At 45.2% G+C, this 13,820-nt stretch carries 12 protein-coding genes and 1 pseudogene; 9 read left to right on the forward strand and 4 right to left on the reverse strand.

Annotation, left to right across the window (positions count from 1 at the left end; genetic code table 11):
• Nucleotides 1-80 precede the first annotated feature (80 nt).
• The 6 genes from DS891_RS16980 to DS891_RS24740 all read left to right on the forward strand — a co-directional run bounded on the left by DS891_RS16980 (nucleotide 81) and on the right by DS891_RS24740 (nucleotide 5,547).
• The gene (locus DS891_RS16980; protein WP_254605915.1) at nucleotides 81-1,427 is read left to right on the forward strand and encodes a DUF5690 family protein; all 1,347 of its coding nucleotides are present in this window, start codon (nucleotides 81-83) and stop codon (nucleotides 1,425-1,427) included.
• Between the two features lie 17 nt (nucleotides 1,428-1,444).
• Complete coding sequence (gene phnX, locus DS891_RS16985; protein ID WP_174170446.1) at nucleotides 1,445-2,254, forward strand: phosphonoacetaldehyde hydrolase; 810 nt, start codon at nucleotides 1,445-1,447, stop codon at nucleotides 2,252-2,254.
• Nucleotides 2,254-3,672, forward strand: a complete 1,419-nt coding sequence (locus DS891_RS16990; RefSeq protein ID WP_174170447.1) for an FAD-dependent oxidoreductase — start codon at nucleotides 2,254-2,256, stop codon at nucleotides 3,670-3,672. Before phnX ends, DS891_RS16990 begins: the two co-directional genes overlap by 1 nt.
• Nucleotides 3,669-4,217 (forward strand): HD domain-containing protein, encoded by a 549-nt coding sequence (locus DS891_RS16995; RefSeq protein WP_174170448.1) that lies wholly within the window; start codon nucleotides 3,669-3,671, stop codon nucleotides 4,215-4,217. The genes DS891_RS16990 and DS891_RS16995 overlap by 4 nt, the downstream gene beginning before the upstream one ends.
• Nucleotides 4,218-4,309: 92 nt before the next feature.
• Complete coding sequence (locus DS891_RS17000) at nucleotides 4,310-5,002, forward strand: UTRA domain-containing protein (protein ID WP_174170449.1); 693 nt, start codon at nucleotides 4,310-4,312, stop codon at nucleotides 5,000-5,002.
• A 419-nt stretch (nucleotides 5,003-5,421) separates the two neighbouring features.
• Nucleotides 5,422-5,547 (forward strand): hypothetical protein, encoded by a 126-nt coding sequence (locus DS891_RS24740; RefSeq protein ID WP_282961455.1) that lies wholly within the window; start codon nucleotides 5,422-5,424, stop codon nucleotides 5,545-5,547.
• A 326-nt stretch (nucleotides 5,548-5,873) separates the two neighbouring features.
• Here the strand turns inward: DS891_RS24740 and DS891_RS17005 are convergent.
• From DS891_RS17005 to DS891_RS17020, 4 genes and pseudogenes are all read right to left on the reverse strand, one after another.
• Nucleotides 5,874-6,937: pseudogene (locus tag DS891_RS17005) on the reverse strand (transposase).
• A 292-nt stretch (nucleotides 6,938-7,229) separates the two neighbouring features.
• Entirely contained in the window at nucleotides 7,230-8,336 is a 1,107-nt protein-coding gene (gene phnW, locus DS891_RS17010; protein ID WP_174170450.1) for a 2-aminoethylphosphonate--pyruvate transaminase, read from the reverse strand.
• 724 nt (nucleotides 8,337-9,060) lie between these two features.
• A complete protein-coding gene (gene galE, locus DS891_RS17015; protein WP_174170451.1) occupies nucleotides 9,061-10,074 on the reverse strand; it encodes a UDP-glucose 4-epimerase GalE in 1,014 nt (337 codons plus the stop codon).
• Between the two features lie 60 nt (nucleotides 10,075-10,134).
• Nucleotides 10,135-11,019, reverse strand: a complete 885-nt coding sequence (locus tag DS891_RS17020; protein WP_174170452.1) for a hypothetical protein — start codon at nucleotides 11,017-11,019, stop codon at nucleotides 10,135-10,137.
• Nucleotides 11,020-11,154: 135 nt separating this feature from the next.
• Here DS891_RS17020 and DS891_RS17025 point away from each other — a divergent pair, with 135 nt between their 5' ends.
• The 3 genes from DS891_RS17025 to yjjG all read left to right on the forward strand — a co-directional run bounded on the left by DS891_RS17025 (nucleotide 11,155) and on the right by yjjG (nucleotide 13,362).
• The gene (locus DS891_RS17025) at nucleotides 11,155-12,054 is read left to right on the forward strand and encodes a phosphoribulokinase (protein ID WP_010368692.1); all 900 of its coding nucleotides are present in this window, start codon (nucleotides 11,155-11,157) and stop codon (nucleotides 12,052-12,054) included.
• A 97-nt stretch (nucleotides 12,055-12,151) separates the two neighbouring features.
• Entirely contained in the window at nucleotides 12,152-12,685 is a 534-nt protein-coding gene (yjjX, locus tag DS891_RS17030) for an inosine/xanthosine triphosphatase (RefSeq protein WP_010605825.1), read from the forward strand.
• Nucleotides 12,685-13,362 carry a pyrimidine 5'-nucleotidase gene (yjjG, locus tag DS891_RS17035; protein WP_174170453.1) on the forward strand — a complete coding sequence of 226 codons (678 nt, stop codon included), beginning with the start codon at nucleotides 12,685-12,687 and terminating at the stop codon, nucleotides 13,360-13,362. Before yjjX ends, yjjG begins: the two co-directional genes overlap by 1 nt.
• Nucleotides 13,363-13,820 lie beyond the last annotated feature (458 nt).

A 13,820-nucleotide genomic window follows, 5' to 3' on the forward strand; every position in this document is an offset into this window, starting at 1 on the left:
ATTCACTTGATTAAGCCGATTGGTATACACCGGTTGACGGGCAATCCACAAAGGATTGCCCTCGAATTACCGAGGATCCTATGATGTTGCAGATCACCCTATTTAACGCCCGCCCGCACTGGCTAAAAGACGCCCAAGGTATCGGCTTTGTGCTATTTGCCGCGACCAGTGCGTTTATGACTTACTTTTGTATGTACGCCTTTCGTAAGCCATTTTCGGTCAATACCTATGAAGCCTTTGATGACCCGAGCTGGGTTGTTAGCTTTAAAATTGCCCTGATCCTTTCGCAAGTGTTTGGCTACCTATGCGCGAAATTTATCGGCGTTAAAGTGATTGCTGAAATGCAGCATCATTATCGCGGTCGTGCGATTTTGGCCATGATTTTAGCCGCCGAGCTCGCGCTGGTGCTATTTGCCATCACTCCTACGGGCTGGAATCTGGTTTGGCTGTTTGCCAATGGCCTCTCCCTTGGCATGATCTGGGGTTTGGTTTTTAGCTTTTTAGAAGGTCGTAAAACCACCGAAATCTTAGGTGCGGTACTCAGCGTTACTTTTATTCTTGCCTCTGGATTGGTCAGAACTGTGGGCAAATGGCTGGTGAGCGAACTCAATGTGCCTGAACTGTGGATGCCAGCGGCAACCGGAGCGATTTTTCTACCACTGCTTGTACTCAGCGTTGCTTGTCTAAATAGTATTCCTGAGCCTACACAAGAAGATGAACAATTACGACAAAAGCGCGCGCCAATGGATGGCAAAGCACGGCTAGCGTTTTTTAAACAGTATTGGTTTGGAATAACCGTACTGGTGCTTAGCTTTTTACTCTTTACCGGCTTTCGTGACTTTAGAGATAACTTCTCAGCCGAGATCTGGCAGGCCTTAGGGTATGGGCAAGAACCCGCGATTTTTGCTTATGCCGGGATCCGCATCGCCTTTATCGTACTCATTGCGCTTGCCGCATTGGTGTTAATTAAAAATAACCGCATCGCATTTTTTGCCAATCATGGCTTTGTCTTACTCGGGGCTTTACTACTGGCTGGCAGTACGTATTTATACCAAACCCAAAGTCTCGATCCTAAAACTTGGATGGTACTGCTGGGGGCTGGTCTTTATATCAGTTATATCCCCTATAACTGCTTTTTGTTTGACCGCATGATCTCAGCAGTTGGCTCGACTGCGAACGCCGGGTTTTTAATTTATCTGGCGGATTCGGCGGGCTACATAGGCTCAGTGGGCATCTTGCTCTATAAAACCTTTGCCACACCTGAGCTCAGCTGGCTGCACTTTTTTACCATGGCCTGCTACTGGGTAGCGTTTATCGCAAGCGCCCTCGTAGTGAGCTCAATTATTTATTTTGCCGTGAAATTAAAGCGACCACGTAAGGCGTCAACGCAACTACGCGCCACGGCACTTTCATCACATATTTCCTAGCTAGGAGTCTTAGCAACATGAAACACATTGAAGCATTAATTTTGGATTGGGCTGGTACTGTGGTCGACTATGGTTCGATTGCCCCTACCAGTATTTTTGTTGAAGCATTTAAGCAAGCATATCAATTTGATATTTCCTTGGCTGAAGCGCGCGGCCCGATGGGAATGGGCAAATGGGATCACATTAATACCTTGCTACAAATGGACAGCGTCCGCACCCGCTGGATAACCCAATTTGGTCAGGCACCGAGTATGTCAGATGTTGACCATATTTATAAAACCTTTATGCCGCTCCAACAAGCAAAAGTCGCCGACCGAGCAACCCCCATTCCGGGCGTGCTTGCGGTGATCAAACGATTACAACAACAAGGCGTTAAGATTGGCAGTTGTTCTGGGTATCCCAAGCCTGTGATGGACGTACTAGTGCCTGCCGCTGCCGACTATGGTTATCAGCCAGATTGTGTGGTTGCCAGTGATGAATGTGCAGCTGGCTCTCGCCCAGGCCCTTGGATGGCGTTAGAAAACGTGCAAAGACTTGGGATTAATCGTGTATCAGGATGCGTAAAAGTCGATGATTCCGCGCCGGGAATTAGCGAGGGATTAAATGCCGGCATGTGGACCGTAGGACTTGCGTTAACGGGTAATGCCGTGGGGCTTAGCGAAGAAGAATGGACTGCGCTCGGTCACGAAGAGCAAAGTGCACATTCCCTTAATGCTTATCAGCAGCTTGGCGAGGCCGGTGCGCACTATGTGATTGATTCACTAGCCGACATCGAAATGGTCTTGGTGGATATTTCTGCTCGTATCGCCCGTGGAGAGCGCCCGTAATGCGTTTTCAGCCTTTTTGGTTTGATGAAGCAATCACTCAAGCCGATATTAAAGCCGCAGCCAGCGCGCCGCCTCATGGCGCGTTGGATACCCAAGTTTGTATCATAGGTGGCGGCTTTACTGGCCTTTGGACAGCCATAACGCTGAAAAAGCAAAAACCTGAGCTGAATATCGCCATTATTGAAAAAGACCTCTGTGGACAAGGTGCTTCGGGTCGTAATGGTGGAGCTATGCTGACATGGTCGACTAAGTTTGCCAGCTTAATTAAAGAGTTTGGCTTAGAACAAGCCTGCTTTTTAGTGCGCCAGTCGGAGCAGGCCGTTCATGATATTAAAGCCTTTACCAGTAAACACGGGATTGAATGTGATTGCCGCATTGATGGTACTTACTATACGGCTTCAAATCACAGCCAGCGCAATGCCTTTGGCCACATTACCACCCTACTTGAGCAACACCAACTTAATGCGTGGCAAACACTGGATAAATCGCAGTTGCAAGCTACCGGCTCTAATGCCAACCTTGCTGGAATTTACTCTCCCCATGCCGGTAGCGTTCAACCCGCCAAGCTTGTACGTGGACTGATGAAGGTGGCAAAAGCCCTTGGGGTCAAGGTATTTGAACACACCCGCTACCTAAAGCACCAAGGCCAAGACACGCTAACCATTACCACAGACAAAGGCGAGATCAGAGCCAATCAGCTGGTGTTTGCCGTTAACGCTTGGCTGCCAAGCTTATTGCCGCAATTTTCTCGCAGCGTAGTGTTGGTTTCGAGCGATATGGCTATCACCACATCAGCACCTGAAAAGCTTGCGGCAATGGGGTTGAACCACGGCGCTCCGGTGATTGATGCACGCATTTTTGTGAATTACTACCGCACCACCTCAAGCGGTCGATTAATGCTTGGCAAAGGCGGGAATTATTTTAGTTTCAATAACAAAGTGAGAGACTCCTTTCACCGCGCCAGCCGTTATCAAGCCATTCTTGAACGCTCATTTAGCCATTTCTTTGAACATCACCAGCTCGAGATAGACAGAACTTGGACCGGCCCCTCAGACCGAAGTGTATCTGGCATGCCTTTCTTTGGTCACTTAAATGGTCAAGCTAATGTGTTTTATGGCAGTGGTTACTCAGGCAACGGCGTGGTGCAATCCTATTTAGGTGGGCAAATCTTAGCGAGTCTACTGCTTAATCAACATAACGACTGGCGTCACTGCGCCTTGGTCAACCAAACGCTTAAACAGTTTCCCGTCGAGCCATTTCGCACCGCGGGGGCCTTAATGGTGAGAAATGCCATTCGCCGTAAAGAAAGCGCTGAGGATAACAACACGCCACCGCATAAACTCGATGTTTGGCTAAGCAAGCTAAGTGGCAGCGCAGCAAAATTAGATCCGAACGTGAAGCAGGAGTATATAAAGTGAATGCCGTTGCACAAATAAAACAGCTATTCGAGCAATATGGTCACGCCACCTATGACGAGGCATGCAGCCAAATTTACCATGCCGAGCAATGCGCTACCCTCGCGAAAGAAAATGGTTATGATCAAGCGACCCAAATCGCTGCATTTTTACATGATATTGGCCATTTTGTTGCTCAGTCTCAGAATAACCCCGACTTTACCCCACAAGGGTATAGCAATCATGGCGATTTAGGGGCGGATCACTTAACTCAACTTGGCTTTGATCACGCGGTGACAATGCTAGTGCGCAAACACGTAGATGCGAAACGCTATCTGGTCAGTATTGATGAGGAGTATTACCAAACGCTCTCTCCTGCCAGCCAATTAACGCTAACAAGACAAGGCGGAAAGATGAGCAGCGAAGAACTTGCGGCATTCTCCAAGCTCCCTGAATTGGACGCTATTATCGCGCTGCGTCGTTTTGATGATTTAGGGAAAGATCCGAGTTTAGCCGTTTTGCCGAGTAGCTATTGGTTTAGCCAGATAGAAGCCTATTTGGCGAGTTAGGCTAATCTGAGTTTACAAGTCTCAAATTATAAATATTTATCCTGTCATAAAACGATAGTAAGCTTGTCACAAAAGGTTTTATCGACTCAATTATGCTGCTTTATCAACGTATTCGAAACCATATCCAAGCGCTGCTCGCCGCTGGCAGCATGACGCCCGGTGCCAAGTTGCCTTCAGAGCGCGCGCTGCAAGAAACATTTAGCTCAACACGGATCACCGTCCGTGAAGCCCTAGCAAGACTAGAAGCCGAAGGACTTATCTTTAGCCAAAAGCGTCGCGGCTGGTTTGTCACCCCCGAAAAACTCAAATGGCATCCAGCTAAAAAAGTGAACTTTAACCACCTTGCCATTGAACAAGGCTTTACACCAACAACTCAAGTAGTGGCAATTAATGCCCCTTCCACAGAGCCTGAGTTTAGCCACTCTCATTTTAACGGCCAGCCAGTGTATGAACTAACTCGAGTACGTGCGTTAGATGGTCGCGCAATAATGATGGAACAGATCTATTGTGCAGCCGAACGTTTTGCCGACTTACACAGCCAACCGCTGGATGGTTCAATCACACAAGTGATGTCGACCCATTACCAAGTTGACGTCAGCTTTGAACAGTGTGTAATAAGCGTCACCGTACTACCCGATGATATTGCCGACAAACTAGAAAAGAATAGTGGCGCGCCTTGTTTAAAGGTACTGCGCGCCCGCTATGACGCCGAGCAAGCACTAGTGGATTACAATATTGAATATTGGCTCCATGACGCCATAGAAATGATTGTTGAAGGCGTGTAACCCCCGTACCCGTAGGTCGTGCTTTAGCACGACAACCTTTCCAGAGCTACTGCCGCGTCAAAAACATCTTCATTAATTCTATATTCTACGTCTAAATGCGAGTTAGTGGTGGAACACTCTTGTATGCAAGAAATTAAGCATTATTGCAAATGATTCTCATTATGTTATAATGAAATTATGAATCGACAAAAACTAAAACAAATAAGTCGTTTCATTCACTCCTAGAAAAACCAATCTCATGCTTATATTTTGACTGCTGTCTTACTAAAGAACTGCGGTTCTTTGCTGCGTGAAATTCCACATTCATTCTAATTCAACATTATGTCCAACATGGGTTTTATTCGTATTAGTACACAGCTTAAGTATTGAAGTAGATGGTGACGCTAGGATCATATAAAAATAAATACAGGAGTCTTAATATGACCCAAAATAACAAACAAAAACCTAGTGACGACAAAACAACGAAAAATGACTTTCTAAAAGGCATCAAGCAAGGATTTGCTTTTTGGTTGATTCGAGAGCTGCTAGAAGCATTCTTCAGTTAAATTTAGTCTATCAGAGTGCAAAGACTAGTGAAGCCTTTGCACTCCAAATGACATTTCCAATACAATCAAATCAATGACACCCATTACTGTTTACATCAGTGCTGAGGAAGCAATCAAATCAATGACACCCATTACTGTTTACATCAGTGCTGAGGAAGTGAAGTAAAAAAGTATAAAAATACTTCAACCACTTTGGTCAAAAACGTTTATAGATAGGCTAATTTTTAGCGCTCAGGCGTATCTATTCAACAAAACAGGTTTATCGCGCACGACAAGGCGCTGTAAATACAACAGTAAGAAATTCTAGAGTTGAAAAGCTTGCTCTGCTAAGCCAACAAGCGCTCACAGTTTGTTAGGTTTGTCCGTCGTCGTTTTTGCAGTGTTTCACAGTAAGCGGTTATTGTTCGCTCTCGACCAACAGCACCGTGGAATACCCGAGAAAACTGCGTAGTGAGTTTTATCCAGTTTTCAGGTTCTATATTTAATCGAGTAAGAATAGGTTGCGCTTCGTTGATATAACCACGTTTATCGGCGCGAATACATTTGCCCGTGAGCTCAACTAATTCAATATAGGACTTGAATTCAAAGGGCAGGCCTTTAGGCATATGTTTTCGTGGGCTACCAGCAAAGCGTAGTAGGCTTTTTGGTTGTTTGCCCAGCTTAGCGTGGTCGATGCGTTTTTTGATGCTGGTGTAGTCTGAGGTCTCAGGCGTTGCTGCGATTTTGGCTCTAATGGGGTTTAAGTCTACGTAAGCGAGACAAGCTGCCAATGCGGCCTCATCCAGTAATGCTTGGAATTTAAACCGTCCTTCCCAAAAACGGCCTGTACAATTATCTTCTTTATTTGCTCGGCGGGCGATGTCTTCGTTAAGCACTCGCATAAACCAGCTAATATCTGCGAGCCTTTCCCTGTACTTGGCGACATGCTCATCGAATATCAATTGTTCCGATTCATTGAGTGGTTCTCCCTCAACGAGCTTATGGGTTATCCAATTGCCTTTAAACAGCTTGTGCCACCGTATCACAATCGCTTTATCCGACAGACACTTAGCCTTTCTCCCTCAACGAGCTTATGGGTTATCCAATTGCCTTTAAACAGCTTGTGCCACCGTATCACAATCGCTTTATCCGACAGACACTTAGCCTTTTTATCATCAACATATAAAACAATGTGGGTGTGATTACTCATCACGGCATAAGCACAGATATCAATACAAAACACGGAGCCCAGCATCAGGAGCTTTTCTTCAACCCAATCCCGGCGGTGTTCATATGATTTTCCAGTAAATTTATCTTCACCGCACAGAAAGGCGCGCCTCACGCAACGGGAGATACAGTGATAATATTTGGTGTCGGTTAAACTGATTTGTTTTTTACGGGCAGTAGCCATAGTTTGGTTTCCTCAATCCTTTGAGTGCAAAATTAAAGCGTAGGCGGTATCTTAGGAAGGTGCAAATTAAGTAGTGGGTGTCAGCGATTTATCTCAGCGATTTAATTTCGTGGGTGTCAGCGATTTAAGCGAGCGATTTAAGCGATTTAAGATTTGCTACTCATTTATTTAGTTAAAGGAGTGTAACCCCCTTAACCCATCGCCGCGTAAAGCGTCTCCTACCCTAACAGCTTACCAGTATTTTGCTTCAGTAATAGCAATCGCCGCGTAAAGCGGCTCCTACCCTAACGGTTTACCAGTATTTTGCTTCAGAGATAGCTTCAAGTAGTCCGCTAATATCTGCGGCATACACTTCGCCAATATTACCAATTCGAAAGCAATCTGCGTTTGATACTTTACCGGGGTAAATTACATATCCTTTTTGCTTCAATGCTTCATAAAAGCGCTTAAATTCATAGCTTTCGTCACTTGGTGAATAAAAAGAAGTGATAATAGGTGAATGCATGACTTCTGGTAACAAGGCTTCAAAACCAAGGGCTTTCATGCCGCTAACGAGTTGTTTTTGATTTTCGCTGTAACGCTTAAATCGCGCAGAAACGCCTCCCTCTTGCGCCAATTCTTCCAGTGCTTTGGCAAAAGCCCTGACAACATGCGTTGGCGAGGTAAAACGCCATTTACCATGATGATTTTCCATGGTTTTCCACTGAGCGTGTAGATCCAAAGAAAGTGAACGTGCTTGTCCTTCAGAGGCAACCAAGAGCGCTGTTTTTGTAATCACAAAGCCAAAACCTGGAACACCTTGAATACACTTATTTGCTGAGCTAATGAGGATATCAATTTGCCACTCGTGCATATCCATCTCAATGCCGCCAAAACTGCTCATGGCATCAAGGATCATTACTTTGTTGTGATGTTTCGCAAGCTCCGCTACGCGTTTTGCCGGATTCAGCATCCCCGTTGTGGTTTCGCAGTGTACCATTGCTACGTGGGTGATCTCAGGGTGTTGCTCAAGCGTTTGTGAGATCTGCTCAAGTTGCGGCAATTCGGTTTCAACAAAGTTGAGCGCTATCACATTAATATTTAGATAATTGGCTATCTCAATAATACGCGCACCATAGGCACCATTATTGATAACCAGTAAAGTGCCAGACTTAGGAATAAAAGTCCCAATAGCCGCCTCTACACTTGCTGTACCACTGCCCTGCATTAAGGTTGCACTGTAGTCACTGCGATACTGCGGATCTGCAACCGCAATTTCACAAAGCTGATTGCGAATAACTTGCACCACACCTTGGTTATATTCATCATCCCAGGTGCACCAGTCTTTCAACATGGCTTCTTTCACGGTGTGAGATGTACTGAGCGGGCCTGGCGTCAGGAGTAAATAATCGTTGTTCATAACTGCCTCTAAACTGGTCTATACCAGAATATTTAACCGAGTTTAGATGACGACAACGTGACAGATTTATGAAAATAATAATTATAACAACATAGTTAACCTGAGCTTCGGATAATTAATGCTTTTCTAGCAGCCAGTTTTAGCGCTAGCTGCGTTAACTTGAGTTTAATAGCCGTCGATAGAGTCGATGTAACCCTAGGAAGTCACGCCTAATAACGAGTACTGAAACCATGACTAAGTCATTTGCATTGGAGCCAAGAGGGTAAAAAATTAAAAAAAACTGCCGAAGCCAAGAAGGAAGGTATTGATAATAGACTCCAAAACAGGCTGCTGCGAGAAATATCACGATTGAAAAAGACATGCATAGTTGTAAGTAGCTATAACAAACATTACCTACCCTAGCACTCCCTCTTGGAATGAGTGTCAGCGTGAACATAGTCAATAAGTCCATCACGATTAAAGCGCCGTTATACCTAAGAATTTCCCAAGTATTAACTGCACTGTCAGAGGGAAGCAAAAAAAGGGCTACAATGGGAATAGTAATCAGAAACGAAATAAACATAACTGCACTATAAAATATAGGCTGTTGTTCAAGACGCTCTTGCCTATTCCCAGAATAAATGGCTAGGTTGTAAAGCAAAGCAAAAAGAAAGCCCCATGCACTAAATGTAGACAGAAATAAGGCTGTTATCTTTTCGATATACATCAATAACTAACTTAGTAGTTAACGATACCCGTTTGGATTATTGCTTTGCCAGCGCCATGTATCTTGCATCATGGCATCCAATCCACGCTCTGCATGCCAGCCTAATTCAGATTTGGCTTTTTCAGGCGCTGCGTAACAGGCGGCAATGTCGCCATCGCGACGCGGTTTAATGTCATAGGGTATGGCTTTGCCCGCTGCCTTTTCAAACGCAGTAACCATCTCAAGTACTGAGTAGCCATTGCCGGTACCTAAGTTATAGATATGTGTGCCTGCCGCTACTGCGATTTTCTCAAGTGCTTTTAAATGGCCAATAGCGAGGTCAACCACGTGAATGTAATCTCTCACGCCCGTGCCGTCTTTGGTGTCATAGTCGTCGCCAAAGACGCCTAAACTCGCCAGTTTACCAACAGCAACCTGTGAGATGTAGGGCAGTAAGTTGTTGGGAATACCATTTGGGTCTTCACCAATTAACCCCGACTCGTGTGCGCCAACCGGGTTAAAGTAGCGCAAAATAGCAAAGGCCCAACGCGGGTCTGATTTAGCGACATCCTGTAGTACCATTTCAACCATCAGCTTTGACGTACCATAAGGATTGGTGGTGCCACCAACAGGGAAATCTTCACGAATAGGAAGGCTGGCAGGATCTCCATAGACCGTCGCTGACGAGCTAAAAACTAGCTTAAATACATTGGCGTCACGCATCGCATCAAGCAGCGTCAACGTACCCTGAACGTTGTTTTGATAATACTCGATTGGCTTTTGAACCGACTCTCCTACGGCTTTTAAGCCTGCAAAGTGGATCACTTCTTCAATATCATATTGCGCGAATACACTATCAAGAAATGGCTTATCAAGAATATCCCCCTGATGGAATGCCGCTTCCTTTCCTACTATCTCAGCGACTCTATGTAATGAAGTCTGCTGAGAGTTGCTTAGATTATCTACGACCACTACCTTTTTGCCTTGCTGTAGCAGCTCTAATACAGTGTGAGAGCCAATATAGCCTGCACCACCAGTTACAAGAATCGTCATATCTCTTCCTATGTTTGTTCTCTACGCATCGCATCGAGCATTCTACTCAATTTGTTATTGTCAGTCTTGGCGGTAGCATACAAATGCCAGCTTGTTATCAAAAAAGCTCAAGCGAGAAATTGAAGTCTGACAGTAACTTCTTAAGTTTCTTAATAAGTGGACTTTTTTAGGCGCATTTAAATCCCGATAATAAATTTTATTATCTAGTGCATATGCCACTTTATTATCATCCAACCAGGTATAATCTTGCACTTGACTGGGAAGAGCAAAAAATCGCTGAATATGATCGCTCTCTCTGTGGTAAGTTGCGAACCACATTAAGCCATTGACTTGATATGTAAAAGCAAACACATCACGCGCACGGTTGTAAGACAAAGTTCGGCCAATATCTTCGGCAAGAATTTGTGGTAAATGGCCGTTAATATCAGTGTACTGTAAGGTATGCGGAGCACTCTCAGTCGCACCTAAAATAAACATAATCAGATCTTGGTTGCTCCCCCAAGCATGATACCCCACAGGTTCAATATGCTCAAAAACACGACTTGGTTTTGTAGCCTGATCAAACGGATAAAACCACAGTTTTTGCTTACCGGATCCCTCAACCACAATCGTCGTTAACCCTTTCCCATTCGGATGCAGTGTGGGTGAATACTCGGAGACAGGGGATTGCGTGAGGTTGGTTGTGTTTTGGCTTTGAAAGTCGTAAAAAAACAGATCCGTTTGGCTATTGCCATCAGCGCTTACTTCCGCGGTATAGTAAACCCCAGAATCAGTCACTAGCGGCTGATTAAAATATGCGGTGTTTTCAGTAATTGGTTTAGCACTGAAATGTTCACCTAATTCAGCTAGCCAAATTTGGCTTTTGGGCATGGCTGAATACGCAGGTAAACAGGACGCGAAAGCGAATAGACAAACTGCGAGCTTCACACGCATTGAAATGGGCATGGGCGTTCCTTTGATTTTTCATTGTAGTTATATCACCCCGCTATGATACCCAACACTCGCCCTCAAGCAAAGCTTGCCAAAAACTTTGCTTCGCGTAACATCGAATTAACGGATGATGAAAGCTAAGGCAGATTTATGTCAGACAAACACCCTATTATCGCCATTACTGGTAGTTCAGGCGCAGGCACTACAACAACGACAAGCGCGATAAAACATATATTCCGCAGTCTTAATACCAAAGCCGCCTATGTCGAAGGCGATAGCTTTCATCGCTACACTCGCCCTGAAATGGATAAATTGCGTCGCGAAGCGCTGCAAGAAGGTAAGCACATTAGCTACTTTGGTGAAGAAGCCAATGACTTCGGCGCATTAGAAAGTCTGTTCAAAAGCTATGGCGAAACCGGCAATGGCAAAGTCCGTCGCTACCTTCATACGTTTGACGATGCCGTGCCATTTAATCAGCTACCGGGCACTTTTACTCCTTATCAAGAACTGGAACAAAACACCGATATGCTGTTTTATGAGGGGCTGCACGGTGGTGTCGTGACCCCCGAATATGATGTGGCCAGCAACGTTGATCTATTGATTGGCATGGTGCCTATCATCAACCTTGAGTGGATCCAAAAGCTCATTCGCGATACCAATGAGCGCGGCCACTCCAAAGAAGCGGTCATGACGTCAATTGTGCGCTCAATGGATGACTACATTAATCACATCACTCCCCAGTTTTCTCGCACGCATATTAACTTTCAACGCGTGCCCACCGTGGATACCTCTAACCCATTCAGTGCTAAAGACATACCCTCATTAGACGAAAGCTTTGTGGTTATTCGCTTTCGTGGCATCGAAGATGTTAATTTCCCTTACTACTTACAAATGATCGAAGGCAGCTTTATGTCTCGTGTAAACACGTTAGTTGTGCCGGGCGGGAAAATGGGGCTGGCGATGGAGTTGGTACTGACTCCACTTATCAAGGAATTATTAGTAAAGAAACGCGCCCTTGAGAATATGGCACCAGTCGATTTACCGATTTAACCCAGCTTATGTTTTGATTAGGAATAATAGCTTCCTTGCATCGCTCCATATCACACTTTACACTGACGCCTTTTAGAGCATCACGAGTAGTTGTTATATGGACGTGCTTACCATTTTAGTGGGGTCTAAAAACCCAGTAAAAATCAATGCTGCAAAAACCATCTTTGCGCAGTACTTTCCCAATGCAAAAATTGACTGTCAGGGTATCTCAGCGCCGAGTCTCGTTGCGGATCAGCCTTTAGGTGAACAAGCCACCCGCGAAGGCGCAGAGAATCGTGTTACTTACTTACAGCAACATCATCAAGCCGATTTTTATTGTGCCATGGAAGGAGGCGCTGCCAAATTTGAATACGGTGCAGCTACTTTCGCTTATGTCGTCATTGCGGATAACCGTCGTACGAGTGTCGGCCGTAGTTGTAATTTGCCGCTACCGGCATCGGTCTACGCGCGTCTTGAACAAGGTGAAGAGCTAGGACATGTAATGGACGACCTGTTCAATACCACTAATATCAAGCAACAAGGCGGTGCTATCGGTTTGCTAACCAACCATCTTGCCACCAGAGAGAGTAGCTACACGCAAGCCTTATTACTCGCAATGGCACCCTTTAATCACCCCGAGATGTATTTATAATGCCGAACTATACACATATTTTATTTGATGCTGACGAAACCTTATTTAGCTTTAATGCCAAATTTGGATTACAAACGCTGTTTACTCAATATGACGTTGTGTTCACTAACGAGGACTACGAAGAATATAACAGCTTAAATGCGCCACTTTGGGTGCAGTATCAAAATGGTGAGATTGACGCAAAAACACTTCAGGTAACGCGCTTTAGTCGCTGGGCTGAAAAACTCGATATCGCGCCTGAAGTACTCAATGCGGGATTCTTGGCCGCGATGGCAGAAATTTGCCAACCGTTACCGGGAGCTAAAGCCTTGCTCGACAGCCTGAAAGGCCAATGTACTTTGGCTATTATTACCAACGGATTTGCCGCGCTTCAGCAAAAGCGCTTAGAGCACACCGGCCTTGTAGATCGTTTTTCTGAAGTGGTGATCTCTGAGTTGGTAGGTAAAGCAAAACCAGATCCGAGTATTTTTGCGCATACGTTAGCGCTGTTGGGGAACCCCGACAAATCCAAAGTATTAATGGTTGGTGACACGCCAGCGAGTGACATTTTAGGCGCAAACCGCTTTGGGATTGACAGCTGTTGGTTAAAGCATGATGGCAAAGTCTGCCCCGAGCATATCAAGCCAACCTATACCGTAGAGTCTCTTAAAGAGTTGCAAGCGATTTTAATGGGGTAATACCCTGTACAATTGTGTGGGAATAAGCTGACCTTGCAGGTTTTAAAAGCTCGCCGAATAAATCGGCTCCTACCAAAGGTAGACCTGAGTGGAAGCAAGTTTACCTTGCGGATCATTAAAAGCTCGCCGAGTAAATCGGCTCCTACCAAAGGGTAAATCTGAGTAGGAGCAAGTTTACCTTGCGAGCTCTTAAAGTTGTTGAAGATGCGCCGTGAAAATCGGCTCCTACCAAAGGTAGACCTGTGTAGGAGCAAGTTTACCTTGCGAGCTCTTAAAACTTTTGAAGATGCGCCGAGAAAATCGGCTCCTACCAAAAGTAGAGCTGAGTAGGAGCAAGTTTACCTTGCGATCTCTTAAAGCTTTTGAAGATGCGCCGAGAAAATCGGCTCCTACCAAAGGTAGACCTGAGTAGGAGCAAGTTTACCTTGCGGACTTAAAAGCTCGCCAAATAAATCGGC

Source organism: Pseudoalteromonas sp. JC28, from assembly GCF_013319255.1.
Classification (GTDB): domain Bacteria; phylum Pseudomonadota; class Gammaproteobacteria; order Enterobacterales; family Alteromonadaceae; genus Pseudoalteromonas.

Coding starts and splice junctions, on each gene's coding strand:
- yjjG (WP_174170453.1), top strand. CDS start 12,685: ATGCCGAACTATACACATATTTTATTTGATGCTGACGAAACCTTATTT.
- DS891_RS16980 (WP_254605915.1), top strand. CDS start 81: ATGATGTTGCAGATCACCCTATTTAACGCCCGCCCGCACTGGCTAAAA.
- phnW (WP_174170450.1), bottom strand. CDS start 8,336: ATGAACAACGATTATTTACTCCTGACGCCAGGCCCGCTCAGTACATCT.
- phnX (WP_174170446.1), top strand. CDS start 1,445: ATGAAACACATTGAAGCATTAATTTTGGATTGGGCTGGTACTGTGGTC.
- galE (WP_174170451.1), bottom strand. CDS start 10,074: ATGACGATTCTTGTAACTGGTGGTGCAGGCTATATTGGCTCTCACACT.
- yjjX (WP_010605825.1), top strand. CDS start 12,152: ATGGACGTGCTTACCATTTTAGTGGGGTCTAAAAACCCAGTAAAAATC.
- DS891_RS17020 (WP_174170452.1), bottom strand. CDS start 11,019: ATGCCCATTTCAATGCGTGTGAAGCTCGCAGTTTGTCTATTCGCTTTC.
- DS891_RS24740 (WP_282961455.1), top strand. CDS start 5,422: ATGACCCAAAATAACAAACAAAAACCTAGTGACGACAAAACAACGAAA.
- DS891_RS17025 (WP_010368692.1), top strand. CDS start 11,155: ATGTCAGACAAACACCCTATTATCGCCATTACTGGTAGTTCAGGCGCA.
- DS891_RS17000 (WP_174170449.1), top strand. CDS start 4,310: ATGCTGCTTTATCAACGTATTCGAAACCATATCCAAGCGCTGCTCGCC.
- DS891_RS16990 (WP_174170447.1), top strand. CDS start 2,254: ATGCGTTTTCAGCCTTTTTGGTTTGATGAAGCAATCACTCAAGCCGAT.